The sequence below is a fragment of the Streptomyces sp. NPDC088747 genome (assembly GCF_044751025.1).
In the GTDB taxonomy this organism is placed as follows: domain Bacteria; phylum Actinomycetota; class Actinomycetes; order Streptomycetales; family Streptomycetaceae; genus Streptomyces.
In genome coordinates this window covers 482,203-506,883 of the sequence record NZ_JBIVKZ010000006.1, presented here as the reverse complement: position 1 = coordinate 506,883, position 24,681 = coordinate 482,203, and the positions used below count along the sequence as shown (strand labels likewise).

Genomic DNA, 24,681 nt, shown 5'->3' with positions numbered 1-24,681 from the left:
CGCGTGCCTGGCACAAACCTGACCCGCGAAGAGGCGCAGCAGCGGGCGAAGCTGCTCACCGTTGACTCGTACGAGATCGATCTCGACCTCTCCGGCGCGCAGGAGGGCGGCACCTACCGGTCCGTGACCACGGTGCGCTTCGACGTCGACAAGAGCGGCGACACGAGCGGCGACGAGCACGGCGGTGAGCACGGCGCGGAGTCCTTCATCGACCTGGTGGCCCCGGCCGTCCACGAGGTCACCCTGAACGGCGATCCGCTGGACGTCGCCGCGGTCTTCAAGGACTCGCGGATCGCGCTCCCGGGCCTGCTGGAGGGCCGCAACATCCTGCGGGTCGTCGCGGAGTGCGCCTACACCAACACCGGTGAGGGGCTGCACCGGTTCGTCGACCCGGTCGACGAACAGGCCTACCTCTACACCCAGTTCGAGGTCCCGGACGCCCGCCGCGTCTTCGCGTCCTTCGAGCAGCCCGACCTGAAGGCCACCTTCCAGTTCACCGTGAAGGCACCTTCCGGCTGGACCGTCATCTCCAACTCGCCGACGCCCGAACCCAGGGACGACATCTGGGTCTTCGAGCCGACGCCGCGGATCTCGACGTACATCACGGCCCTGATCGTCGGCCCGTACCACAGCGTGCACAGCGTGTACGAGAAGGACGGCCAGACCGTTCCGCTCGGCATCTACTGCCGTCCCTCGCTGGCGGAGTTCCTCGACTCGGACGCGATCTTCGAGGTCACCCGGCAGGGCTTCGACTGGTTCCAGGAGAAGTTCGCCTACGCGTACCCGTTCGAGAAGTACGACCAGCTCTTCGTGCCGGAGTTCAACGCGGGCGCGATGGAGAACGCGGGCGCGGTGACGATCCGGGACCAGTACGTGTTCCGGTCCAAGGTGACCGACGCCGCGTACGAGGTGCGCGCGGAGACGATCCTGCACGAGCTGGCGCACATGTGGTTCGGCGACCTCGTCACCATGGAGTGGTGGAACGACCTGTGGCTGAACGAGTCGTTCGCCACCTACACCTCCATCGCCTGCCAGGCGTACGCCCCCGGTTCGCGCTGGCCGCACTCCTGGACGACCTTCGCCAACTCCATGAAGACCTGGGCGTACCGGCAGGACCAGCTCCCGTCGACGCACCCGATCATGGCGGAGATCCGCGACCTCGACGACGTGCTCGTCAACTTCGACGGCATCACCTACGCCAAGGGCGCGAGCGTCCTGAAGCAGCTCGTCGCGTACGTCGGCACGGACGAGTTCTTCAGCGGTGTGCAGGCGTACTTCAAGGCGCACGCGTACGGCAACACGCGCCTCAGCGACCTGCTGGGCAAGCTGGAGGAGACCAGTGGGCGCGACCTGAAGAACTGGTCGCAGAAGTGGCTCCGGACCGCGGGCATCAACATCCTGCGCCCCGAGATCGAGACGGACGCGAACGGTGTCATCACGTCCTTCGCGATCCGCCAGGAGGCCCCGGCGCTGCCCGCGGGCGCCAAGGGCGAGCCGACGCTCCGCCCGCACCGCATCGCCGTCGGCCTCTACAGCCTCGACGCGGACAGCGGCAAGCTGGTGCGCGGTGAGCGCGTGGAGCTGGACGTCGACGGCGACCTGACCGACGTACCGGAACTGGTCGGCAAGCGCCGCCCGGACGTCTTCCTGCTCAACGACGACGACCTGTCGTACGCCAAGGTCCGCCTCGACGAGGACTCCCTCGCCTTCGTCACCGAGCACCTGGGCGACTTCGAGTCCTCGCTTCCGCGCGCCCTGTGCTGGGCCTCGGCCTGGGACATGACGCGCGACGCGGAGCTCGCCACCCGCGACTACCTCTCCCTCGTCCTGTCGGGCATCGGCAAGGAGTCGGACATCGGTGTCGTGCAGTCGCTCCAGCGCCAGGTGCAGTTGGCGATCGAGCTGTACGCCGACCCGAACGCCCGCGAGGCGCTGCTGACCCGCTGGACGGACGCGACGCTGGCCCATCTGCGGTCCGCCGAGGCCGGCAGCGACCACCAGCTGGCCTGGGCGCGCGCCTTCGCGTCGACGGCCCGTACGCCGGAGCAGCTGGACCTCCTGGAGGGCCTGCTGGAGGACCGCGAGACCATCGAGGGTCTCGCCGTCGACACCGAGCTGCGCTGGTCGTTCGTGGGCAGGCTCGCGGCGGTCGGACGCTACGACGAGGCGGAGATCACCTCGGAGTACGAGCGCGACAAGACGGCGGCGGGCGAGCGGCACGCGGCGAGCGCCCGTGCCGCGCGCCCCACCGAGGAGGCGAAGACGGAGGCCTGGGCCCAGGTCGTCGAGTCCGACAAGCTCCCCAACGCCTTGCAGGAAGCGGTGATCGGCGGCTTCGTGCAGACCGGCCAGCGCGAGCTGCTCGCCCCGTACACGGACCGGTTCTTCGCCGTGGTGAAGGACATCTGGGACTCCCGTTCGCACGAGATCGCCCAGCAGATCGCGGTCGGCCTCTACCCGTCCGTTCAGGTCTCCGAGGAGACCCTCGCCAAGACGGACGCCTGGCTGGCCTCCGCCGAGCCCAACGCGGCTCTGCGCCGGCTGATCTCGGAGTCCCGTTCGGGCGTCGAGCGGGCGCTGCGCGCACAGGCGGCGGACGCGGCGGCTTCGTAGTCGGCCGTACGTGACGGGGGGCGTCCGGCGTGGTGCCGGGCGCCCCTCTCCGCGCCCAGCTGCCCGGCCACCGTCGCCCCGAACGCCACGGCCATGCCCGCCAGTTGCACCGGTGTCAGGGTCTGTCCCAGGGCCGCCCAGCCGATCGCGGCGGCGGTGAGCGGTGAGAGCGGGCCGAGGAAGGTCACCTGGGTGGCGGTGAGCCGGCCGATTCCGCGGAACCAGAGCCAGTACGCGACCGCCGTGTTCGCCAGCGCGAGGTACAGGTAGCCGCCGACCGCGCGGCCGTCCAACGCGGGCGGCGCTCCCTCGACGAGGACGGCGAGCGGCGCGATCAGGAGCCCGCCGGCCGTCAACTGCCAGGCGGTGAGCGCCAGTGGGCCCACCCCGGCGGGGCGCCCCCACCGTTTGGTGAGCACCGTGCCGGTGCACATCGACGCGGTCGAGGCGAGCGCCGCGAGCACACCCACGGGGTCGAGGGCGCCCGCCGCCTCCAGGACGACGAGGCTGACACCCAGGGCGGCGGCGACACCGGTGAGCAGGGTACGCAGGCTCGGGCGGTCGCCGAGCAGCAGCACCGAGAGCCCCGCGACCAGGAGCGGCCCGATCGAGCCGACGACCGCCGCCATACCGCCGGGCAGCCGGTACGCGGAGAGGAACAGCAGCGGGAAGAACGCGCCGATGTTCAGCGCGCCCAGCACTGTCGCCTTGCCCCACCACACTCCGCGCGGCAGCACCCGGGCCAGCCCGAGGAGCAGCAGCCCGGCGGGCAGCGCGCGCATCAGGCCGGTGAACAGCGGCCGGTCGGCCGGCAGGAACTCGGTGGTGACGGCGTAGGTGCTGCCCCAGGAGACCGGGGCGAGGGCGGTGGCGGTTATGAGCAGGGTGGGGCGGTTCGCGGCGGCCATGGGAGCACCCGATTCGAGGTCGGACCGTTCGAAGTCGGTCGGCGGAGACGGGGCGGTGCAGAGGGTGGGCGTAGAGGGGGCAACAGGGAGTGGGCGGCAGGGAGTGGTAGTGGCTTGACGGCAAGTAGCTTAGCTCTAAGCTACTTGCCGTCAAGTCACTATCTCCCAAGTAACTCTCCAGCGAGCTACTTTCTTGCGACCGACCGACCGGCGACGGATACTCACCCCATGAACACGCCCAGGGACCCCGTCGACGCGATCATCGAGCAGTGGGCCTCGGTGCGGCCCGACCTCGACACCGCGGCGATGGAGGTCTTCGGCCGGATCTACCGGCTCTCGCGCGCGGTGGGCGATCGTACGGAGAAGGCGTACGCGCCCTTCGGCATCTCGCGCGGCGAGTTCGACGTCCTGGCGACCCTGCGCCGCGCGGACGCCCCGTACACGCTCTCGCCCCGGCAGCTCTCGGCGACGCTGATGATGACCACTGGCGGCATGACCGGGCGCCTCGACAAGCTGGAGCGGGCGGGGCTGCTGCGTCGCTCACCCGACCCGCACGACCGGCGCGGACTCCAGGTGACGCTCACCGACGAGGGCCTGCGGCTGATCGACCGGGCCGTCGGTGCGGGGCTCGCCGTCCAGACGGAGGCTCTCTCCTCGCTCGACGACGAACAGGCGGGCCAACTGGCCGACCTGCTCCGCCAGTTGCTGGCCGGCTCGACGGGTTAGGGCGGGGCTCGACGGGTTTGGGCAGCCCGGACGGCCCTCGTGCCCGGGAAACACGTCGAGGGAGTCGGCGGACCCTGCCGGGTGCGCGGACTCCCTCGACGGGAACGTGCGACGGGATATGGAGTTGGAGCGGGTGTGAACCGGGCCTAGCCCGGCTTCCGCTGGCCCAGGTTCTTGTCGGACTTGTCGAGCACCATCACGAGGCCGGCGATGACCGCGAAGAGCACGATCGGAGCCGCGACGTAGAGCCCCAGCGTGTCGATCACGCTCAGACCCGGGCCGGGGTCGTCACCGTCGTCGCGGGTGATCGCGAGCGCGGGAGACGTCATGAGCAGCATCATCAGCGTCGTACCGGCAGCCAGGGCGCCGGCGCGCAGGGCGTTCTTCTTGTCCACGGTGCCAACGTAGCGAACGCCCGGGTGGGCCGCGCGTCCGGGGGTGCCGTACGGAGGTCTCACCGGCGCCCGCCCCCGTCCGCGGCCGTGTCGCCGAGCGCGTGCCCGGCCTCCCCGCCCTCGCCTCCGAGCGCGTCCGGTCCGGTTCCCGCGCGGGTCCGCAGCACGTCGATCAGCGCGTGCAGCCGGGGCGAGGCCGCCAGGTCCTCCAGGGTCACCGGCCGCCCCTCGGCATCGGCGATGGGCAGCCGCCAGTTCGGGTACTGGTCCCAGGTGCCGGGCAGGTTCTGCGGGCGCCGGTCGCCGACCGTGTCCGGGAGCCAGACGCCGACCAGCCGGGCCGGGGTGCGCAGCAGGAACCGGTGCACGGCCTGGATCTCGGCCTCCTCGGACACCGAGGAGAGCCCGCCGGTCGCGCCCTGGAGCAGCCCGAGCCGGGCCAGCAGCGCCAGCCACTCCCCCGTCTCCGCGGCGGCGGCGGCCCGCTCCTCGGCCAGGGTGCCGGTCAACAAGCCGAGCCGGTCCCGGAGTTCGACGTGTTCGCCGGTCAACCGGGCGGCGGTGGAGGGCAGGTCGTGGGTGGTGGCGGTGGCCAGGCAGTCGGCGCGCCAGAGTTCGGGGGGAATGGGCTGCCCGTCGCCCTCCCAGTCCCGCTCGAACCACAGCACGGACGTGCCGAGCACCCCGCGCTCGTGCAGCTTCTCGCGCACACCCGGTTCGACGGTGCCGAGGTCCTCGCCGATCACCAGCGCCCCGGCGCGTGAAGCCTCCAGAGCCAGTATCGCGAGCATGGCCTCGGCGTCGTAACGGACGTACGTCCCCTCGGTGGGCGGCTGTCCCTGCGGGACCCACCAGAGCCGGAACAGGCCCATGACGTGGTCGATGCGCAGGGCGCCCGCGTACCGGAAAAGGGCGCGCAGGAGGCGGCGGTAGGGGGCGTAGCCCGACTCGGCCAGCCGGTCCGGTCTCCAGGGCGGCAGGCCCCAGTCCTGACCGCGGGCGTTGAAGGCGTCGGGGGGCGCGCCGACCGACATGCCCGCCGCGAAGTACTCCTGCTGGGCCCAGGCGTCCGCCCCGTCCGGGTGCACCCCGACGGCGAGGTCGTGCACCAGCCCGACGGGCATGCCCGCGTCGCGCGCGGAGCGCTGGGCGGTGGCGAGCTGGGCGTCCGTGAGCCAGGCGAGGCGGCTGTGGAAGTCGACGCGGTCCATCAACTCGCCCCGGGCGCGGGCGGTTTCGGGTGAGCGCGGGTCGCGCAGGCCGATCGGCCACTGCTGCCACCTGGAGCCGTGCACCTCGGCGAGCGCGCACCAGGTGGCGTGGTCCTCCAGCGCCTCGCCCTCCTCGGCGAGGAAGTCGACGTACGCGGCCCGCCTGCCGGGCCCGAGCGGCACCTCGTGCACCAGTTCCAGCGCCTGGCGCTTGAGCTCCCAGACGGCGTCGCGGTCGATCAACTCGCCCTTGTGCAGCACGGATTCACGCAGCCTGGCGGCACCTTCCAGCAGCGTACGAAGCCGCTCGCGGTCCTCGACGTAGGCGAACTCGGCGATGTCCTCGACGCGCAGATGCACCGGGTCGGGGAAGCGGCGGGAGGAGGGCCGGTAGGGGGAGGGGTCGGTGGGGTTGCCCGGCACGGCCGCGTGCAGCGGGTTGACCTGAACGAATCCGGCGCCCAGCGCCCGGCCGGCCCAGGCGGTGAGCTCGGCGAGGTCACCCAGGTCGCCCATGCCCCAGGAGCGGCGGGAGAGGAGGGAGTAGAGCTGGACGAGGATGCCGTACGTGCGTCCGGGCGGCGCGGGCAGCCGGGCGGGGGCGACCACGAGGTGGGCGTCGGCGGTGCGGCCGTCGGGGGCGGTGGCGTGCAACGCGTGCACTCCGAGCGGGAGTTGCTCCGCGGACGCGCGGGTCTCGCCCTGTTCGGTGTCGATGCGGAGGCGGGTGCCGTCCGGCAGTCCGGTCAGTTCGTCGGGTACTCGGTCCCCCCACAGCACCACGGTCGGCGGCAGCAGTCGGTCGCGCCCCGCGGCTTCCCGGGCGGCGAGGGCGGCGGCGATGGCCTCCGGCGTGCTCGCGTCGACGCCGAGCGCTGTCAGGGCGGTGACGACCGCGGTGTCCGAGGCCGCGACCGTGCGGTCCGGGGACGGGCTGTAGGAGGTGGCGACACCGTGCAGTCCGGCGAGCCGGGACAACGGAGTCGGGGGCGGGTCCGCGGGCCGTGCCATCTAGACCCCCGACGCGGCGCCGGTGGAGGTGGGCTCGCTCGTCAGGTGCGCCGCGTCGGCCAACGGCGGCTCGCTGGTCAGCGGCGAGGCATCGGGCAGCGGGGGCTCACTGGTCAGCGGCGTTTCGGCACAACCGCCCTCCGCGCTGAAGACACACAGCAGCGGGTCCTCACCCCGATAGGGACCCTCCAGACGGGCGGACAGCTCCGCCTCGTGTTTGGAGAGGGCCGAGAGCAGAAGGTGTGCCGATGCGCCCACGGGGGCTCCTTGTCGTCGTACGGCGGCCCAGGGCCTCACGGGCCCCGGTGGGTTACCGCCAGCCCTACCCACCGGGCGCGACGCCAGACGTACCCGGACGAACAACGTGGCAGTGGTCACATTCCGCTCCCTTGAGATCCCTCCAGACTGGTGCAGACAACCTATTTCGGCCACCGAAGGTTGACATTCGGTGACGCGACCTCAGCCGGGAGGAACCTGACGGCGGCCGGAGAGCGGCGGCGCTGGGCCAACCCCATCCGGCTACACCACACATGACATTTCACACACCGCCCCCAAACACGACAAAACTTGCCCTGTCGCGGCTCCCCAGGAGGCGGGGGAGGGGCCTTCCGGGGGGGGCCGGAACAGGGCAAGACGAAGGCCCGGGTCTCAGGCGGAGATGCCGTCGATCCGGGCCATCGCGTCGTCCGCGCCGTACGGCTGTAGGTATGGCAGCCAGCGCGGGTCCCTGTGTCCGGTTCCGATGATGCGCCACGCGAGCCCCGTCGGCGGGGCGGGTTTATGGCGCAGGCGCCAGCCGATCTCGACCAGGTGACGGTCGGCCTTGGTGTGGTTGCAGCGGCGGCAGGACGCCACCACGTTGTCCCAGGCGTGCTGACCTCCGCGGGAGCGCGGGATGACGTGGTCGACGCTGGTTGCGACGCCACCGCAGTACATGCACCGGCCGCCGTCGCGGGCGAAGAGCGCGCGACGGGTAAGGGGAACGGGCCCCCGGTAAGGGACCCGTACGAACCTCTTCAGCCGGACCACGCTGGGTGCGGGGACAGTAACGGTCGCGCTGTGCATGAAGGCGCCGGATTCCTCCAGGGAGACAGCCTTGTTCTCCAGGACGAGGACGAGCGCGCGGCGGAGCGGTACGACGCCGAGCGGCTCGTACGACGCGTTGAGGACCAGGACGTGCGGCACGGATGCCTCCTTGTACGCCGGCGGCGCGTGGCTCGCGCCGGGACGATCTGTGGCCAGTGTCCCCGAACGCCTGGTGGAAGCGCCACCATGTGCCGGTAACGGGCTGGGAGTGTTTTCGACCACACCCCCGGGCGTTCCCAGGCGGGCAAGGCCTCTCCCCCCGGCGACACGACGATCGACACACAATGCCCCGTTAGTGTGGTGGTTCTGCCCGAACGGTGTCCCTCATATGTCCCTGCCGCGGGCGGACAGCTACGCCTGGAGGTACCTGCCGTGTCCTTGCCCGTCCTATTGGCCGCCGTCACACCGTCGCCCTCTCCCTCGTCCTCGACGACGAGCCCGGCGACCGCGACGCTCCAGGACGCTCAGGAAAGCGCGACGAACGCCGCCAGCTGGGTCGAGCAGAACTGGTCGACGTGGCTCAGCATCGGCCTGCGGGTCCTGCTGATCGTGGTGATCGCGGTCGCGCTGAGAATGGCCGTGCGGCGGGCGATCACCAAGCTGATAGAGCACATGAACTCCACCGCGCAGGCGGTGGACGGCACCGCGCTCGGCGGCCTCCTCGTGAACAACGAGCGCCGCCGCCAGCGCTCCCAGGCCATCGGCTCGGTGCTCCGCTCGGTCGCGTCCTTCGTGATCATGGGCACGGCCTCGCTGATGGTCCTCGGCACGTTCGAGATCAACCTGGCGCCCCTGCTCGCCTCCGCGGGTGTCGCGGGCGTGGCGATCGGCTTCGGCGCCCGCAATCTCGTCACGGACTTCCTCTCCGGCGTCTTCATGATCCTGGAGGACCAGTACGGCGTCGGGGACTCGATCGACGCGGGCGTCGCCTCCGGCGAGGTCATCGAGGTCGGCCTGCGCGTGACGAAGCTGCGCGGCGACAACGGCGAGATCTGGTACGTCCGCAACGGCGAGGTCAAGCGCATCGGCAACCTCTCCCAGGGCTGGGCCACCGCCGGCGTCGACGTCATGGTGCACCCCTCGGAGGACCTGGACCACGTGCGTTCCGTGCTCAACGAGGTCGGCGAGACCATGAGCAAGGAAGAGCCCTGGAGCGAGCGCCTGTGGGGCCCGATCGAGGTCCTCGGCCTCGACAACGTCCTCCTCGACTCGATGGTGGTCCGCGTCTCGGCGAAGACCATGCCCGGCAAGGCGCTGGGCGTCGAACGCGAACTGCGCTGGCGCATCAAGCGCGCCTTCGACGCCGCCGAGATCCGTATCGTCGGCGGTCTCCCGGTCCAGCCGGACGGCGACACCCCGCCCGCCGACCCGACCGCGGGCATGGCCGCCCCGTCCGCCTACGCCTCCTCCACGTCCCCGCAGTCCCAGGCCGCTTCCCCCCTGGTGCCGCCGAGCGTGACGAAGTAGGACGAGGTAACACCAGCAGAGCGAAGTCAACCGGGCCGTCTCGCCGGTCCGGTACGCGTCCGCCCCGGCCCGGCCCGGCCCACTGTCGTGCCCCGGCGTCCCATCGCAGCGCCCCGCCGCCCCAGGTAACGAGTTCGTTGCCACCCCCACCCCCTATTGACGCCCCCGCTGACCGCGGCTTACTTTCCTCCCATCAATAGGAAACCTTCCTAACAATGATCTCCCGGTGGACTTCACAGCGCCCGCGCTGAGAAGCTGAGCGGCTGAGAGGCAGGTGGCGACACACATGGCAGGATCCGCCGGTACGCCGGGCACCCCAAGCGTGCTGCGGGCCATGAACGACCGCGCCGCGCTGGACCTGCTGCTCGCGCACGGCCCGCTGTCGCGCACCCGCATCGGCAAGCTCACCGGGCTGTCCAAGCCCACCGCCTCACAGCTCCTCGCCCGTCTGGAGGCGGCCGGACTCGTCCTCGCCACCGGCACCAGCGAGGGACGGCCGGGGCCCAGCGCCCAGCTGTACGTGGTCAATCCGGGCGCGGCCCACGCGGCGGGCCTGGACGTCACCCCCGAGCGCATCCTCGCCGCCGTCGCGGACGTGACCGGGCGGACCGTGGGCGAGTACGAACTGCTCACCCCCGGCCGCCGCCCCGCCCAGTCCGTCGCACGCCAGGTCACCGACGCCCTCGACGGCGCGGTGAAGGCGGCGGGGCTCGCCAGGGACGACGTGCACCGGGTGGTCATCGGGACCCCCGGCGCCTTCGACCCCAACACCGGCCGCCTGCGGTACGCCTCGCACCTGCCCGGCTGGCACTCCCCCGGCATCCTCGACGAGCTGGCGGCGGCGCTGCCCATGCCCGTCGAGTACGAGAACGACGTCAACCTCGTCGCCATCGCCGAGCAGCGGCTCGGCGCGGCGCGGGGCCACGAGGACTTCGTACTCCTGTGGAACGAGGGAGGACTCGGCGCCGCGCTCGTCCTGGGCGGCCGGCTGCACCGCGGCTGGACCGGCGGCGCGGGCGAGGTCGGCTTCCTGCCGGTCCCGGGCGCACCGCTCGTACGGCAGGTGACCAAGGCCAACAGCGGCGGCTACCAGGAGCTGGCCGGTTCGCAGGCCATCCCCAAACTCGCGCGCGAGCTGGGCATCCGGCCCATCCCGAGCGGTCCCTACGCCGAGGCCGCCGCCACCCTCGTCCAGCAGGCCGCCGCCCGCGACGAAGGCCCCCACCGGCAGCTGCTGGAGACGTACGCGACCGGGCTCGCCACCGGGCTCGCCTCGCTCGTCTCCGTCCTCGACCCCGAACTCGTCGTGCTCAGCGGCTCCTCGCTCACCGCGGGCGGCGAACCGCTGCGCGCGCTGGTCCAGGCCGAACTGGAGGAGCTGGCCGCGTCCCGGCCGCGCCTCGTGATCGGCGACGTACACGAACACCCCGTGCTGCGCGGCGCGTTGGAGAGCGCCCTGGCGGCCACCCGCGACGAGGTCTTCGACACCTCGCGCTGAACCCGTAAGCCCGTTCCCAGCATCACCACCACCCCCTTCCCAGCATCACCACCACCCCGTCCCGCTCCGCCCTGCCCAAGGGAGACCTTGCCATGCCCGGAATGTCCCGAAAGGCGGCCACCGCGCTCGCCGCCTCCGCCTCCATAGCCCTCCTCGTCTCCGCGTGTACCGGCTCCGCCGAATCCGGCGCGCAGGACGACGCGTCCAAGGAGACGACCATCAACTTCTGGCACGCCTGGAGCGCGCCGGGCGAGGTCGAGGGCGTGAAGACCCTCGTCGCGGGCTTCGAGAAGGCGCACCCCAACATCCACGTCAACGTCGTCGGCAACATGACGGACGACAAGGTCAACCAGGCGCTGCGCGCGGGCGGCAGCAAGGCCCCCGACGTCGTCTCGTCCTTCACCACCAACAACGTGGGCAAGTTCTGCTCCTCGGGCGCCTTCGTCGACCTCAACCCCTTCTTCGAGAAGGCGGGCATCGACCCGGAGAAGACCTTCCCGAAGGCCATGAACGAGTACACCCAGTTCGAGGGCAACCGCTGCACGGTGCCGCTGCTCGGCGACGCCTACGGGCTCTACTACAACAAGACCGCCTTCGAGGAGGCGGGCATCACCGCTCCCCCCAAGACCTGGTCCGAATTCGAGGCCGACGCCGCGAAGTTGACCAAGCCGAAGGGCGACAGCTTCTCGCAGCTCGGCTTCATGCCGAACTACCACGGCTGGGAGTCGACTACCGAGCACTACTTCGGGCAGTTCTCGCCGACGTACTTCGACTCGTCCGGCAAGTCGAACATCGCCAAGGACCCCGCCTTCGAGGCCGGTTTCACGCTCCAGAAGAAGCTCGTCGACGAACTCGGCGGCTACCAGAAGCTGGAGAAGTACCGCTCCAAGCTCGGTGACGAGTGGGGCCCCAAGCACCCCTTCCACACCGGCCAGGTGGCCATGCAGCTCGACGGCGAGTGGCGGCTCGGCATGGCGGAGGAGGCCAAGCCCGGTTTCGAGATCGGCGTCGCGCCGCTGCCCGTCCCCGACGACCAGGCGGACCAGTACGGCAAGGGCTACATCACCGGCACCATCGCGGGCGTCGCCGCCACCAGCAAGAAGCAGAACGCGGCCTGGGAACTGGTGAAGTACATGACCACGGACACCGACGCCGTGGTCGGATTCGCCAACGCCATCCACAACGTGCCCTCGACGCTCGCCGCCCTCAAGTCGCCGAAGCTGAAGTACGACCCGCGTTTCAAGACCTTCCTGGACATCGCGTCGAACCCCGACTCGACGACCACTCCCGCCTCCATCAACGGCGGCACGTACCTCGTGACGATCCAGCAGTTCGGGTACGACTACGAGAGCGGCAAGGAAACCGATCTGAAGGCGGGCCTCGAGAAGACCGCCGCGCAGATCGACACGGACATCGCGCAGGCCAAGTAGCCCACGATGAGCGCCACTTACACACTGCGCGCCAAGCGCCGCCGGGCGGCGCTGAAGACGGCCGCCTTCATGTCGCCCTGGCTGATCGGTTTCGCGGTCTTCTTCGCGTACCCGCTGCTCTCGACGGTCTACTTCTCGTTCATGCACTACGACGGCTTCAAGCCGCCGACCTGGGTGGGAACGAAGAACTGGGCGTACGTCTTCCAGAACTACCCGCTCTTCTGGCCCGCCCTGCGCAACACCCTGTGGCTCGTCGTCGTCATGGTCTCTCTCCGGGTCCTCTTCGGTCTCGGGGTCGGCATGCTGATCACGAAGATCAGGACCGGCACGGGCGTCTTCCGGACGCTCTTCTACCTGCCCTACCTCGCCCCGCCGGTGGCCGCCACGATGGCGTTCGCCTTCCTCCTCAACCCCGGTACGGGGCCGGTCAACTCGATCCTGGAAGGCATCGGGATACCGGCGCCGGGCTGGTTCAACGACCCGTCCTGGTCGAAGCCGGCCCTGACCATGCTGGCCCTGTGGGGCGTCGGCGACCTCATGGTCATCTTCATGGCCGCGCTGCTCGACGTGCCCAGGGAGCAGTACGAGGCGGCCGAGCTGGACGGCACCTCGGCGTGGCAGCGGTTCCGTTACGTGACCCTGCCGAACATCTCGCCGATCGTGATGTTCGCCGTGGTCACCGGCGTGATCCAGACCATGCAGTACTACACGCAGCCGCTGATCGCCGGAAAGGTCGCGTCCGGCGTCATCCAGGGCGCGGGAACCCAGTTCGAGCCCGGCTATCCCGACAAGTCGACGCTCACCCTCCCCCAGCTCGTCTACAACCTCGGCTTCCAGCGCTTCGACTACGGCTCCGCCTGTGTGGTCGCGCTGGTGCTGTTCGCCCTGTCCATGGTGTTCACCGCGTTCCTGATGCGGCGCCGGGGCGGTCTCATCCAGGCAGGTGACTGACACCATGACCACTCAAGTGCTGCAAAAACCAGCCAAGTCGGGAAGCCCGGCCCCCGTCTCGCCCGCCGAGCGCACCGCCCGCCGCCGGGCCCTGCTGGAGTGGATCGCCGTGCACGCCCTCGGTGTCGCGGCCGCCCTCTTCTTCGTCCTGCCCTTCGTGTTCGTCCTCCTGACCTCGCTGATGAGCGACACCCAGGCACTCAGCCGCGACCTGATCCCGGACACCTGGGAGTGGGGCAACTACCGCAAGGTGTTCGACACCCCGGGCTTTCTGACCTGGTGGAAGAACACCCTCCTGTACGCCGGCGCCGGCACCGTCCTGACGGTGGTCTCCTCGATCCCGGTCGCCTACGCGCTGGCCAAGTTCCGCTTCCCCGGCCGGAATCTCTCCCTGATGCTGGTCATCTCGATGATGATGCTGCCGCCGCAGGTCGTCATCATCCCGATGTACCTGTTCTGGGCGAAGCAGCTCGACCTGTCCGGCACCCTGTGGCCGCTGATCATCCCGATGGCGTTCGGGGACGCCTTCTCGATCTTCCTGCTGCGCCAGTTCCTGATGACGATCCCCAACGAGTACCTGGACGCAGCGAAGGTCGACGGCTGCGGAGACCTGCGGACGCTCCTGAAGGTCGTCCTGCCGATGGCGAAGCCGGGGATCGCCGCGGTCGCCCTCTTCCAGTTCTTCTACGCGTGGAACGACTACTTCGGGCCACAGATCTACGCCTCCGAGAATCCGGGGGCCTGGACGCTCTCCTACGGTCTGGAATCGTTCAAGGGCGCGCACCACACCGACTGGAACCTCACCATGGCCGCGACCGTGCTGGTCATGGCCCCCGTGATCCTCGTGTTCTTCTTCGCGCAGAAGGCGTTCGTCGAGGGTGTCACGCTCACCGGAGTGAAGGGCTGACTATGAAACTGGCAGTAGTGGGCGGGGGTTCCACCTACACCCCCGAACTCATCGACGGCTTCGCCCGGTTGAGGGACACCCTGCCCATCGAGGAACTGGTGCTGCTCGACCCGGCCGCCGAACGCCTGGAACTGGTGGGCGGTCTCGCCCGGCGGATCTTCGCCCGCCAGGGACACCCGGGCCGGATCGTCACCACCGACGACCTGGAAGCGGCCGTCGAAGGCGCCGACGCCGTACTGGTCCAACTGCGGGTCGGCGGACAGGCGGCGCGCAACGAGGACGAGACCTGGCCGCTGGAGTGCGGCTGCGTCGGGCAGGAGACGACCGGCGCGGGCGGCCTAGCCAAGGCGCTGCGCACGGTGCCCGTGGTCCTGGATATCGCCGAACGCGTCCGCCGCGCCAACCCCGACGCCTGGATCATCGACTTCACCAACCCGGTCGGCATCGTCACCCGCGCCCTGCTCCAGGCCGGCCACCGGACCGTCGGTCTGTGCAACGTGGCGATCGGCTTCCAGCGGAAGTTCGCCGCGCTGCTCGGCGTCACCCCCGCCGACGTACACCTGGACCACGTCGGCCTCAACCACCTCAGCTGGGAGACCGGGGTGCGCCTGGGCGGCCCCGAGGGCGAGGACGTCCTCCCCAAGCTGCTGGCCGGACACGGCGACGCCATCGCGGACGACCTGCACCTGCCGCGCTCCGTCGTCGACCGCCTCGGCGTCGTCCCCTCGTACTACCTGCGCTACTACTACGCGCACGACGAGGTCGTACGGGAACTGCGGACCAAACCCTCACGGGCCTCCGAAGTGGCGGAGATGGAGCGGCGGTTGCTGGAGATGTACGGCGACCCGGCACTCGACGAGAAGCCCGAGCTGCTCGCCTCGCGCGGCGGCGCCTACTACTCGGAGGCGGCCGTGGACCTCGCGGCCGGGCTGCTGGGCGGTGGCGGCAGCCCGCACCAGGTGGTGAACACGTACAACAACGGCACCCTCCCCTTCCTGCCCGCCGACGCCGTGATCGAGGTGCAGGCCGCGATCGGCTCCCGGGGGCCCACACCCCTGCCGGTGGCGCCGGTGGACCCGCTGTACGCGGGCCTGATGGCCAATGTGACGGCGTACGAGGACCTGGCACTCGACGCGGCCCTGCGCGGCGGCCGCGACCGGGTGTTCCGTGCCCTCCTCGCCCACCCGCTCATCGGCCAGCACGCCTACGCCGACGCCCTCACCGACCAGTTGATCGCGCACAACCGGGAGCACCTCGCGTGGGCATGACCTCATCGGGATCCGGCGCCGGGACGGCCGCCGAATCCCCCACCGCGGCGCTGGTCCTGGCCATCGACGCGGGGAACAGCAAGACCGACGTCGCCGTGCTGGCCGCGGACGGACGGGTGATCGGCACCGCGCGCGGTGGCGGGTTCCGGCCGCCCGCCGTCGGGGTGGAGACGGCGGTGGACGCGCTGGCCGACGCCGTCGGCCGGGCCTTCGCCGAGGCCGGCGTCACCTCGGCGACCCATGTCGCCGCCTGCCTCGCCAACGCCGATCTCCCGGTCGAGGAGGAGCAGTTGGCCGCCGCGCTGCACGCGCGCGCGTGGGGCGCGAGCGTGGAGGTGCGCAACGACACCTTCGCGATCCTGCGGGCCGGCATCGCCGAGCCGCGCGGAGTCGCGGTGGTGTGCGGGGCGGGCATCAACTGCGTCGGCATGCGGCCCGACGGCCGCACCGCCCGCTTTCCCGCGATCGGCCGCATCTCCGGTGACTGGGGCGGCGGTTGGGGCCTCGCCGAGGAGGCGCTGTGGCACGCCGCGCGCGCGGAGGACGGGCGCGGCGGTCCCACCGCCCTGGCCCGCACCCTCCCGGCCCACTTCGGTCTCCCCTCCATGTACGCCCTCATCGAGGCCCTGCACCTGGAGCACCTCGGCAACGCCCGCCGCCACGAGCTGACGCCGGTGCTGTTCAGCACGGCGACCGACGGCGACCCGGTCGCCCGTTCCCTCGTCGACCGCCTCGCGGAGGAGGTGGTCGCCATGGCCACGGTCGCCCTGACCCGCCTCTCCCTCCTGGAGGAGTCCACCCCGGTCCTCCTCGGCGGCAGCATCCTCGCCGCCCGCCACGCCCAACTCGACTCCCGGATAAGGGAACTGCTGGCCGACCGCGCACCCAAGGCGGTCCCCCAGGTGGTCACGGCCAGCCCGGTCCTCGGCGCGGCGCTGCTCGGCCTGGACCATGTGGGCGCGCCGCAGGAGGCACACACGCGCGTGCGGGCGTTCTACGAGGGGGGCTGATCCGGACACGGAGGAGGCCTGATCCGGACCCCGGAGGGGCGGGGAGACCCGCCCCTCCGGCGCTTCCCCGAACGGGAACCGAACACATACCCACTGCGTGTTCAGGGGAAGGGAGGCGCTGCCGGGAGAGTCGCACCGCGCTGTGATCCGAACAAGATCGAGTCAAGAACTGTGCGAATGTCGGTCACTGCGACGATACTTGCGGCCGTGCATCTCGTCCGTGCTCCCCGCGCACAGGACAGAGGTGACAGACGGATGACCATGGGGGAGGTCACGTGACGTACCCGCCGAACGGCAGCGCGGCGCCACCGGGGACACCTGGACAACCCGGCCCGCCGGGGCTGTCGGTGCGCCCGGCCGCGCCCACGATGCCGGCCCTGCCGCCGCAGTCGGGTCCCGCCGTGCCGAGGCCTGCCGGAGCCGCGGCACCCGCCGCCCCGCACACTCCCGCGCACACGCCGCCGCCCGCTCCCGCACGCCGCACGGCCTGGGCGGAGGGCGTGGACTCCCTGCGCTCCGCCGCGACGACGGAGCCGGGGCGCCTGCGGATCATCGGCGCCGTACTGGCCCTGCTGGTCGTCGCGTTCGGCGCGGTCACCGCCTGGCAGATGACGGACCGCTCGGCCGCCGCGGACGACGTGCTGAACAGCAGCCAGCCGCTGAGCGCCAGCGCGGCGGACATCTACCGCTCGCTCGCCGACGCCAACACGGCGGCCTCCAGCGGCTTCCTCGCGGGCGGCCAGGAGACCGAGGCGTCCCGCACCCGCTACGAGAGCGACATCCAGACGGCCGCCGAGAAGCTGGTCACGGCCGCGGCCAACTCCGAGCCGGGTTCCCCGTCGGAGAAGACCATCACCAAGCTCAACAAGCTGCTGCCGGAGTACAAGGGCCTGATCGAGCGGGCCCGCGCCAACAACCGGCAGGGCTTCCCGCTCGGCGGCGCCTACCTGCGGTACGCGAACGCGACGATGCAGGACGAGATGCTCCCGGCCGCCAGGGATCTCTACACCAAGGAGAACCAGCGCCTGGAGGCCGACTACGCCGACGCCACGCCCTACCCGTGGATCGCGATCGGTCTCGGCCTGCTCGCCCTCGCCGGTCTCGCCTGGGCCCAGCAGCGCAACTACCGGCGTACGAACCGGGTGTTGAACCACGGCATGGCCGCCGCCACCGCCGCCTCCGCGGTCGTGCTGCTCTGGCTGGTCGTCGGGCACAGCGTGGCCAGGGCGGGGCTCAACGAGTCCTACGACCACGGCGTCCGCTCCCTGAACGTGCTCAACGACGCCCGGCTCGCGTCCCTGAACGCGCGCGGCAACGAGAACCTGACCCTGGTCAGCCGGGGCGCGGAGACCAAGGAACTGCCGGACGGCTCGGTCGTGGACCTCTTCGACTACGACTTCCAGCAGGAGATGGACGACCTCACCAAGAAGCTCGCCGCCGCCTCGGCCCTCGCCGACGACAAGGCGGGCGAGGAGCCCGTGGCCACCGCGACGGGCAACATGAAGGTGTGGAAGCTCCGTCATCTGGAGGCCCGCGAGGCCGACGACAACGGCAACTACCAGGCCGCGCTGGACAAGGTGATCGGCTCCAAGAGCGACGAGCCGACGGGCGAGTGCTTCGACGGCGTCGACAAGAACCTTGCACTGGCGGTGGCGCACGAGGAGACCGAGTTCAGGAAGTCGGCGGGCAACGGCCTGGACGCGCTGACCGGCCTGCCGGTGGGCGCGGCGGTCCTGGCGGTGCTGGCCGCCGCGGGCGCGGTACTCGGCATCGGGCGCAGGCTTTCGGAGTACCGGTGAGAGGGGGAGCGGTGAGAGGAGGAGCGGCGATGGGTGCACGACGTCTGAGGGCAAGCCTGAAGGGCTGGGGCGGGGTGGGCGCGATGGCCGTCGCCTGCGCGCTCACCGCGGTGTTCGCCCTGCTGCTGCCGTTGAGCGGTGCGCGCGGGGACGGCAGCACCGGCATCGGCGGCCAGGGCGTGGGCAGGGGCACCCAGGCGAAGGCCGAGGAGTGCACCGACCCGCAGGACCAGAGCCTGACCCCGTCCGCGGTGAGCGGCGCGACGATCGAGGCCATCAAGAACCGCAAGGACCCGCGGCTGATCGTCGGCGTCGACCAGAACAGCTTCCGCTGGGGCTACCGCGACCCGAACAACACGGAGAGCGGCAGCGACCTCGAAGGCTTCGACATCGACCTCGTGCACGCCATCGCCAAGGACATCCTGGGCGACGAGAACGCCGTGCAGTTCCGCGCCATCCCCACCAACCAGCGCATCCCCGCCATACAGCAGGGCAAGGTGGACATGGTGGTCCGCACCATGACGATCACCTGCTCCCGGCTGGAGGACGTCGCGTTCTCCGCGCCCTACTTCGAGACCGGCCAGCAGGTCCTGGCCCCCGTCGACTCGACCGTCAAGGGGTATGACGAGTCGCTCGCGGACAAGAAGATCTGCACGGCGACGGGCTCCACCGCGTACGACAAGCTGGACGCCGACAAGAAGGCCGGCAAGCTCGCCTCCACCGCCGACATATCGACGACGGTCCCCAACCAGCTCGACTGCCTGGTGCGGCTCCAACTGGGCGAGGTGGACGCCGTGGTGACCGACGGCGCGCTGGCGGCGAGCCAGGCCGCCCAGGACCCCACGGTCCAGCTCAAGGGCAAGACCTTCACCACCGAGTACTACGGCGTGGCGATGAAGAAGGGCGCCGACGACCTGGTGCGCAGGGTCAACCGCGTCCTGGAGGACTACCGGCAGAACGGCTGGCGGACGGCGTACGACAAGTGGCTCTCCGCGACGCTCGGGGCGGACTCCCCGTCTTCCGATCCGCCCGCCCCGAAATACAAGTAGCGGTCGCGTAGCGGTAAGAGCAGCGGTGGCGGTACGGGTAGCGGTACAAGCAGCGGACACGAGCGGAAGCGAGAGGTGATCGATGGGCGTCACGGGACCCCCCGAGCCGGTGCTGGACCGGGACGAGGTGGACCGTGCGCTGGCGCGGCTCGGCGCGGAGCACGAGGCCATCGAGACCTCGCTCCTCGCCCTCCAGGACCACGCGGGCCGCAGACTCCTCGAAGGCGCCGAGCTCACCGGCACGACCAAGGAGCGCTGGGCCGCCGCCGAGGCGTCGATCAACCTGCTGTGGGCGTACTTCGACGCCTACTCGGACGCGTTGCGCGCCGGCCGCGACATCCGCTCACGCAGACGCTGGTCGAGCCGCGAGGACCTGCTGGAGCTGACCGAGCTGCTGCGCGGCGCGAGCATCACGGTCGCCGGGTCCGCCACGGCCACCGCGAACGCGCCGACGCTGGCCGGCACCGGCAAGCTCAGCGAGCGGTTCTCGCTGGTCGCGCTGGTGGAGCGGATGAACGAGCTGTACGCGTCCTCGCTCGACATGGTCATCGCCGCGGACGCGGTCTGGTCCGCGCTGCCGGCCCGGATCGATTTACTGGCCGCCGAGCTCCAGCGCACCCGCCGGCTCGCGCACTCCGTCGGTGTCCGTCCGGGCGAGCACCCCTCGGGCGACGACCTGGAGCGGATCACCCGCACGCTCACCACCCTGCGCGAGCGCGTGGTGTCCGACCCGCTGGCCTTCTGGCTGCCCGCGAAGGGGAGTTCGGCGCCCGGCGGCGGACGCCCGGACACCACGACGTACGACCGCGAGGCGCGCGCCCTGGAGGACGTGCGCCGGGAGATCGACGCCGTGCTCACCGTCCGGCAGGACGCCGAGGCGCGCCTGGTGAAGCTGCGTGACGTGCTCAGCCGCGCGGACCGCACCCTCGCCGAGGCGCGGAACGCCCGCGGTGAGGTGCTCGCCAAGATCGCCGCGTCCGAGGTGCCCGCGGTCAGCGGCCCGCCGACCGTGCTCCAGGAGCAGTTGGCGACCGCGGCCGAGTACCGCAGGCATGCCCAGTGGCACCGTCTCTCGCCGCTCCTGGAGGCGCTGGAGGAGAAGGCGGAGGACGAACTGCTGCGGGCCCGCGAGTCGTTGACCGCGGTCACCCAGCCGCTGGCGGTCCGCGCGGAGCTGCGCGGCCGTCTCGACGCGTACAAGGCGAAGGTCGCCAGGCACGGCCTCGCGGAGGACCCGTTCCTCATCGAGCGCTACGACGCGGCTCGCCGCATGCTGTGGAGCGCGCCCTGCGACCTGCGGGTGGCGGAGGACGCCGTACTGCGCTACCAGTACGCGGCGGCCGACCTGCTCAGCCCGCGGGTGCCCGAGCAGGGCGAGGGGCCACAGGACCGAAGGGGGGAATCGTGAGTCAGCAGACCGAGGGTGAGCGGCGGACGTGCCAGCGGCCCGGCTGCGCGGGGTCGTACGAGGACATGGGCGGCGGCGAGCTGTACTGCGACACGTGCGGACTGGCGCCGGTCGTGTCGGGCAGGGGGATGGTCGGGTCGCCGTCGACCGGGATCACCTCGGGCGGCAGGAGCTCGCGGGGTTCGGGCAACGCCAACAGCAGCAGTTCGCGGGCGAGTTCCCGTGCCTCGTCGCGCTCCTCGCAGTCCCGGCGCTCGGTCTCCGGGCGCCTCTCCCGCTCGCTGTCGGGCAGTTCGACGGGCCGGTCGGTCTCGGTCCGCAGCTCCGGTTCGGCCGCCGGTTCCTCCTCGCGCGGCCGGCTCGGTGCCGGTCTGGTCGAGGTGCCGGGTGTGCCGCGGCCCGACCCGCGCGGGATGGTCCAGGAGAACCCGGAGGTGCCCGAGCGCAAGCGGTTCTGCTCGCGCTCCGACTGCGGTGCTCCGGTGGGGCGTTCGCGCGGCGAGACGCCCGGCCGCACGGAGGGGTTCTGCACGAAGTGCGGCAACCCGTACTCGTTCGTGCCGAAGCTGGCCGCGGGCGACATCGTGCACGGCCAGTACGAGGTGGTGGGCTGCCTCGCGCACGGCGGGCTCGGCTGGGTGTATCTCGCCGTCGACCGCGCGGTGTCCGACCGCTGGGTGGTCCTCAAGGGCCTGCTCGACACGGGTGACCAGGACGCGATGGCGGCGGCGATCTCCGAACGCCGCTTCCTCGCGGAGATCGAGCACGCCAACATCGTGCGGATCTACAACTTCGTCGAGCACCTCGACCAGCGCACCGGCTCCCTCGACGGGTACATCGTCATGGAGTACGTCGGCGGCAAGTCCCTCAAGGAGATCGCCAACGACCGTCGTACGGTGGCCGGGAAGCGGGACCCGCTGCCGGTGGAGCAGGCCTGCGCGTACGGCATCGAGGCCCTGGAGGCGCTCGGCCACCTGCACAGCCGCAACCTCCTGTACTGCGACTTCAAGGTCGACAACGCGATACAGACCGAGGACCAGCTCAAGCTGATCGACATGGGCGCGGTCCGCAGGATGGACGACGAGGAGTCGGCCATCTACGGCACCGTGGGCTACCAGGCACCCGAGGTCGCCGAGGTCGGCCCCTCCGTCGCCTCCGACCTCTACACGGTCGCCCGCACGCTGGCCGTGATGACCTTCGACTTCCAGGGCTACACGAACGTGTTCGTGGACTCCCTGCCGGACCCGGACAACATCGAGGTCTTCCGCCAGTACGAGTCCTTCTACCGGCTCCTGGTGCGGGCCACCGACCCCGACCCGGCCCGCCGGTTCGCCTCCGCGCAGGAGATGGCCGAGCAGCTGACCGGCGTGCTGCGCGAGGTCGTCTCGGTGCAGACCGGCCGCGCCCGCCCCTCGCTCTCCACCCTGTTCGGGCCCGAACTCAAGGTCACGGACACGGAGTTGTTCGGGACGCTGGACGGTGACGTGTCACGGCTGGGCGGCCGGGCGGTGCCGGTGGGGCGCCGCCGCCGGGCGGTCACCGACAACGGCGGACTCGCCATCACCTCGGGCGTCAACGGCCGGGCGGGCACCAGCGCCCTGGTGAGACCCGTCCAGGCCGCCGCCACCGCCCTCGCGCTGCCCGTCCCCCGGGTCGACCCGGGGGACCCCAACGCCGGTTTCCTGGCCGGGCTGATGGCCTCCGCGCCCGCGGAGCTGATCACCGCGCTGCACGCCGCGCCGACCGGCTCCCTCGAGCTGCGGCTGCGGGAGCTGCGGGCCCGCCTGGAGATGGGCGAACCGGCCGACGCCGCGAGGGCGCTCGCGGCCCTGGAGACGGATCACCCGGACGACTGGCGGGTGGTCTGGTACCGCGGGGTCGCGGCGCTCGCGAACGGCGAGCACGAGGTCGCCGCGCTCTCCTTCGACGCGGTCTACGACGCGTTCCCCGGCGAGCCGGCGCCCAAGCTGGCCCTCGGCGTGTGCGCGGAGGTACTGGGGCAGCTGGACAACGCCGCCGAGTACTACCGCCTGGTCTGGACGACCGACCCCAGCTACGTGAGTTCGGCGTTCGGCCTGGCCCGCGTACAGCTCGCCTCGGACGACCGCCGTGGCGCCGTACAGACGCTGGAATCCGTACCGGAGTCGTCGATCCACTACACGGCGGCACGGGTCGCGGCCGTCCGGGCACGGCTGCGGCAGCGACTCGCCGAGGAGGCGTCCGCCGCGCCTTTCCTGGAGGACCTGACAGCGGCCGCGGGGCAGGTGGAGGCACTGGACGGCTACGGTCTGGACGCGGTGCGACGCGAGCAGTTGTCCACAGAAGTACTGGGCTGCGCCCTGGACTGGGTACTCTCCGGTAGCCAGGTTTCCGCTCCGGTTTCCGGCGGCGGACGTGCGCTGCTCGGCAGTGCGCTGGACGAGCGCGGACTCCGCTTCGGCCTGGAGCGCTCGTACCGCACGCTGGCCCGCCTCGCGCGGGGCGGCGAGGAGAGGATCGACCTGGTGGAACGTGCCAACCGTTACCGCCCCCGGACGTGGGTGTGATTGATGTCCCAGATGCCCCAGCCGACGGCCCTTTCGCGGTGCCCCAGTTGCGAGGAGCCGCTGGAAGCGGCCGACCGCTTCTGCGGCGCGTGCGGATACGACCTGTCGGCGGTGCCCACACCGCCGCAGGAAGATCCGACGACCGCCGTGAACGGCGCTTCGCCGCACCCCCCTTCGTCCGTCCCGTCGGTCGACTGGCCCGTCGCGCCCGAGGTGGACAGCTCCGACACCCCGGCGCCGGTGCACCGGGCGGCCGACATCCAGGGCACCGACTCGGGCGGCGTCGAACTCCCGCACCCGGCACGCGAGTCGGCGGGCGTACGGTTCGACAGGCCGCGCGAGCCTGACGAGTACCCGCTTGCTCCCCCGGCCGAAGGACCGGCCGGGGGACCGGCCGAAGGAGCCGCCGCTCCCCTCGCCGATCCGCGCACCGCCGATCTCGCGGCCCCCGCAGCGGGCGCCAGGCTGTGTGTCGCCTGCCGCTCGGGCAGCGTCGACAGCGACGGCTACTGCGAGAACTGCGGGCACGCGCAGCCACGCGAACGCGACCACATGGAACAGGAGTTGAGCGCTGTCTCGGCGGTCAGCGACCGGGGCCTGCGCCACCACCGCAACGAGGACGCGTTCGCGATCTCCTCGACCGCCCTGCCCGACGGCTCGCCCGCCGTCGTGGCGATCGTCTGCGACGGCGTCTCCTCGGCGACCCGTCCCGACGAGGCCTCCCTCGCCGCGTCCCGCGCGGCGAACGAGTCGCTGCTCGCGGCCCTGCCGCTCGGCACCCACCCGCAGCAGGCCATGCACGAGGCGATCATCGCCGCCTCCGACTCCGTCAACGCCCTGGCGGACCCGCCCGTTCCGCACGACGAGCACGCCCCGCACGTGAACGCGCCGGCCTGCACCCTCGTCGGCGCCGTCGTCACCCCCACCCTGCTGATCATCGGCTGGGTCGGCGACAGCCGCGCCTACTGGGTTCCCGTCGACCGGAGTTCACCCCCGGCCCGGCTCACCGAGGACGACTCGTGGGCCGCGCAGATGGTCGCGGCGGGCCTGATGAACGAGGCGGAGGCGTACGCCGACGAGCGCGCCCACGCCATCACGGGCTGGCTCGGCGCGGACTCCTACGAACTGGAGCCGCACACCGCTTCCTTCAAGCCGGACCGGCCAGGTGTAGTGGTGGTGTGCACCGACGGTCTGTGGAACTACGCCGAGGCGGCCGAGCACCTGGCCGAGGTCGTACCCCTCGACGCCGCCGAGCGTCCGCTGCACAGCGCACAGGTCCTGGTCGGCCACGCCCTGGACGGCGGGGGCCACGACAACGTAACAGTGGCGGTCCTGCCGTTCCCGGCCCCCTCGCAGGGGGCAGGATCGGCCTGAGGCCACGGAACCGTGACGGGCCGG

The 24,681-nt window shown here is 71.4% G+C and carries 18 protein-coding genes and 1 pseudogene; 14 read left to right on the top strand and 5 right to left on the bottom strand.

The window, feature by feature from the left end; all coding sequences use genetic code 11:
- Positions 1-3: 3 nt before the first annotated feature.
- Entirely contained in the window at positions 4-2,613 is a 2,610-nt protein-coding gene (pepN, locus tag ACIP79_RS17955; protein ID WP_401224230.1) for an aminopeptidase N, read from the top strand.
- 40 nt (positions 2,614-2,653) lie between these two features.
- Here pepN and ACIP79_RS17950 read toward each other — a convergent pair.
- Positions 2,654-3,521: pseudogene (locus ACIP79_RS17950) on the bottom strand (EamA family transporter); the annotation flags it as partial.
- 228 nt (positions 3,522-3,749) lie between these two features.
- Between ACIP79_RS17950 and ACIP79_RS17945 the strand changes: the two are divergent.
- Complete coding sequence (locus ACIP79_RS17945) at positions 3,750-4,247, top strand: MarR family winged helix-turn-helix transcriptional regulator (RefSeq protein WP_401224228.1); 498 nt, start codon at positions 3,750-3,752, stop codon at positions 4,245-4,247.
- Between the two features lie 146 nt (positions 4,248-4,393).
- Here ACIP79_RS17945 and ACIP79_RS17940 read toward each other — a convergent pair whose 3' ends face one another.
- The 4 genes from ACIP79_RS17940 to ACIP79_RS17925 form a co-directional block, all read right to left on the bottom strand.
- Positions 4,394-4,642 (bottom strand): hypothetical protein, encoded by a 249-nt coding sequence (locus tag ACIP79_RS17940; RefSeq protein WP_401224226.1) that lies wholly within the window; start codon positions 4,640-4,642, stop codon positions 4,394-4,396.
- Positions 4,643-4,701: 59 nt separating this feature from the next.
- The gene (gene malQ / locus ACIP79_RS17935) at positions 4,702-6,864 is read right to left on the bottom strand and encodes a 4-alpha-glucanotransferase (protein WP_401224225.1); all 2,163 of its coding nucleotides are present in this window, start codon (positions 6,862-6,864) and stop codon (positions 4,702-4,704) included.
- Positions 6,865-7,122: a hypothetical protein gene (locus ACIP79_RS17930; protein WP_401224223.1), complete on the bottom strand. Its 258-nt coding sequence runs from the start codon at positions 7,120-7,122 to the stop codon at positions 6,865-6,867. It abuts the gene before it with no gap.
- Positions 7,123-7,512: 390 nt separating this feature from the next.
- Complete coding sequence (locus tag ACIP79_RS17925; protein ID WP_358819353.1) at positions 7,513-8,049, bottom strand: HNH endonuclease; 537 nt, start codon at positions 8,047-8,049, stop codon at positions 7,513-7,515.
- A gap of 273 nt (positions 8,050-8,322) precedes the next feature.
- Between ACIP79_RS17925 and ACIP79_RS17920 the strand changes: the two genes are divergently transcribed.
- The 12 genes from ACIP79_RS17920 to ACIP79_RS17865 all read left to right on the top strand — a co-directional run bounded on the left by ACIP79_RS17920 (position 8,323) and on the right by ACIP79_RS17865 (position 24,657).
- The gene (locus tag ACIP79_RS17920) at positions 8,323-9,417 is read left to right on the top strand and encodes a mechanosensitive ion channel family protein (protein ID WP_401224221.1); all 1,095 of its coding nucleotides are present in this window, start codon (positions 8,323-8,325) and stop codon (positions 9,415-9,417) included.
- A gap of 286 nt (positions 9,418-9,703) precedes the next feature.
- Positions 9,704-10,915, top strand: coding sequence for an ROK family protein (locus ACIP79_RS17915; RefSeq protein WP_401224219.1), 1,212 nt, complete (start codon positions 9,704-9,706; stop codon positions 10,913-10,915).
- Between the two features lie 92 nt (positions 10,916-11,007).
- A complete protein-coding gene (locus tag ACIP79_RS17910; protein WP_401224217.1) occupies positions 11,008-12,345 on the top strand; it encodes an ABC transporter substrate-binding protein in 1,338 nt (445 codons plus the stop codon).
- Positions 12,346-12,351: 6 nt separating this feature from the next.
- On the top strand, positions 12,352-13,296 hold the full coding sequence (locus ACIP79_RS17905) for a carbohydrate ABC transporter permease (protein WP_401224215.1): 945 nt from the start codon (positions 12,352-12,354) through the stop codon (positions 13,294-13,296).
- Positions 13,297-13,300: 4 nt separating this feature from the next.
- Positions 13,301-14,203, top strand: coding sequence for a carbohydrate ABC transporter permease (locus tag ACIP79_RS17900; RefSeq protein ID WP_401224212.1), 903 nt, complete (start codon positions 13,301-13,303; stop codon positions 14,201-14,203).
- A gap of 2 nt (positions 14,204-14,205) precedes the next feature.
- Positions 14,206-15,471, top strand: a complete 1,266-nt coding sequence (locus tag ACIP79_RS17895) for a 6-phospho-beta-glucosidase (RefSeq protein WP_401224209.1) — start codon at positions 14,206-14,208, stop codon at positions 15,469-15,471.
- A complete protein-coding gene (locus ACIP79_RS17890) occupies positions 15,468-16,481 on the top strand; it encodes an N-acetylglucosamine kinase (RefSeq protein ID WP_401224207.1) in 1,014 nt (337 codons plus the stop codon). The genes ACIP79_RS17895 and ACIP79_RS17890 overlap by 4 nt, the downstream gene beginning before the upstream one ends.
- Before the next feature lie 275 nt (positions 16,482-16,756).
- Positions 16,757-18,280: a hypothetical protein gene (locus tag ACIP79_RS17885; RefSeq protein WP_401224204.1), complete on the top strand. Its 1,524-nt coding sequence runs from the start codon at positions 16,757-16,759 to the stop codon at positions 18,278-18,280.
- 29 nt (positions 18,281-18,309) lie between these two features.
- Positions 18,310-19,329, top strand: a complete 1,020-nt coding sequence (locus ACIP79_RS17880) for a glutamate ABC transporter substrate-binding protein (protein WP_401224202.1) — start codon at positions 18,310-18,312, stop codon at positions 19,327-19,329.
- A gap of 82 nt (positions 19,330-19,411) precedes the next feature.
- A complete protein-coding gene (locus ACIP79_RS17875) occupies positions 19,412-20,737 on the top strand; it encodes a hypothetical protein (protein ID WP_401224199.1) in 1,326 nt (441 codons plus the stop codon).
- Between the two features lie 65 nt (positions 20,738-20,802).
- Positions 20,803-23,283: a tetratricopeptide repeat protein gene (locus tag ACIP79_RS17870; RefSeq protein ID WP_401224305.1), complete on the top strand. Its 2,481-nt coding sequence runs from the start codon at positions 20,803-20,805 to the stop codon at positions 23,281-23,283.
- Positions 23,284-24,657, top strand: coding sequence for a PP2C family serine/threonine-protein phosphatase (locus tag ACIP79_RS17865; protein WP_401224196.1), 1,374 nt, complete (start codon positions 23,284-23,286; stop codon positions 24,655-24,657). It begins immediately after the preceding gene.
- Positions 24,658-24,681 lie beyond the last annotated feature (24 nt).

What these genes read in the sequence shown, in the direction of transcription:
- ACIP79_RS17945 (WP_401224228.1), top strand. Translation starts at nt 3,750, where the DNA reads ATGAACACGCCCAGGGACCCCGTCGACGCGATCATCGAGCAGTGGGCC.
- malQ (WP_401224225.1), bottom strand. Translation starts at nt 6,864, where the DNA reads ATGGCACGGCCCGCGGACCCGCCCCCGACTCCGTTGTCCCGGCTCGCC.
- ACIP79_RS17915 (WP_401224219.1), top strand. Translation starts at nt 9,704, where the DNA reads ATGGCAGGATCCGCCGGTACGCCGGGCACCCCAAGCGTGCTGCGGGCC.
- ACIP79_RS17910 (WP_401224217.1), top strand. Translation starts at nt 11,008, where the DNA reads ATGCCCGGAATGTCCCGAAAGGCGGCCACCGCGCTCGCCGCCTCCGCC.
- ACIP79_RS17905 (WP_401224215.1), top strand. Translation starts at nt 12,352, where the DNA reads ATGAGCGCCACTTACACACTGCGCGCCAAGCGCCGCCGGGCGGCGCTG.
- ACIP79_RS17900 (WP_401224212.1), top strand. Translation starts at nt 13,301, where the DNA reads ATGACCACTCAAGTGCTGCAAAAACCAGCCAAGTCGGGAAGCCCGGCC.
- ACIP79_RS17895 (WP_401224209.1), top strand. Translation starts at nt 14,206, where the DNA reads ATGAAACTGGCAGTAGTGGGCGGGGGTTCCACCTACACCCCCGAACTC.
- ACIP79_RS17890 (WP_401224207.1), top strand. Translation starts at nt 15,468, where the DNA reads ATGACCTCATCGGGATCCGGCGCCGGGACGGCCGCCGAATCCCCCACC.
- ACIP79_RS17880 (WP_401224202.1), top strand. Translation starts at nt 18,310, where the DNA reads ATGGGTGCACGACGTCTGAGGGCAAGCCTGAAGGGCTGGGGCGGGGTG.
- ACIP79_RS17875 (WP_401224199.1), top strand. Translation starts at nt 19,412, where the DNA reads ATGGGCGTCACGGGACCCCCCGAGCCGGTGCTGGACCGGGACGAGGTG.
- ACIP79_RS17870 (WP_401224305.1), top strand. Translation starts at nt 20,803, where the DNA reads ATGGGCGGCGGCGAGCTGTACTGCGACACGTGCGGACTGGCGCCGGTC.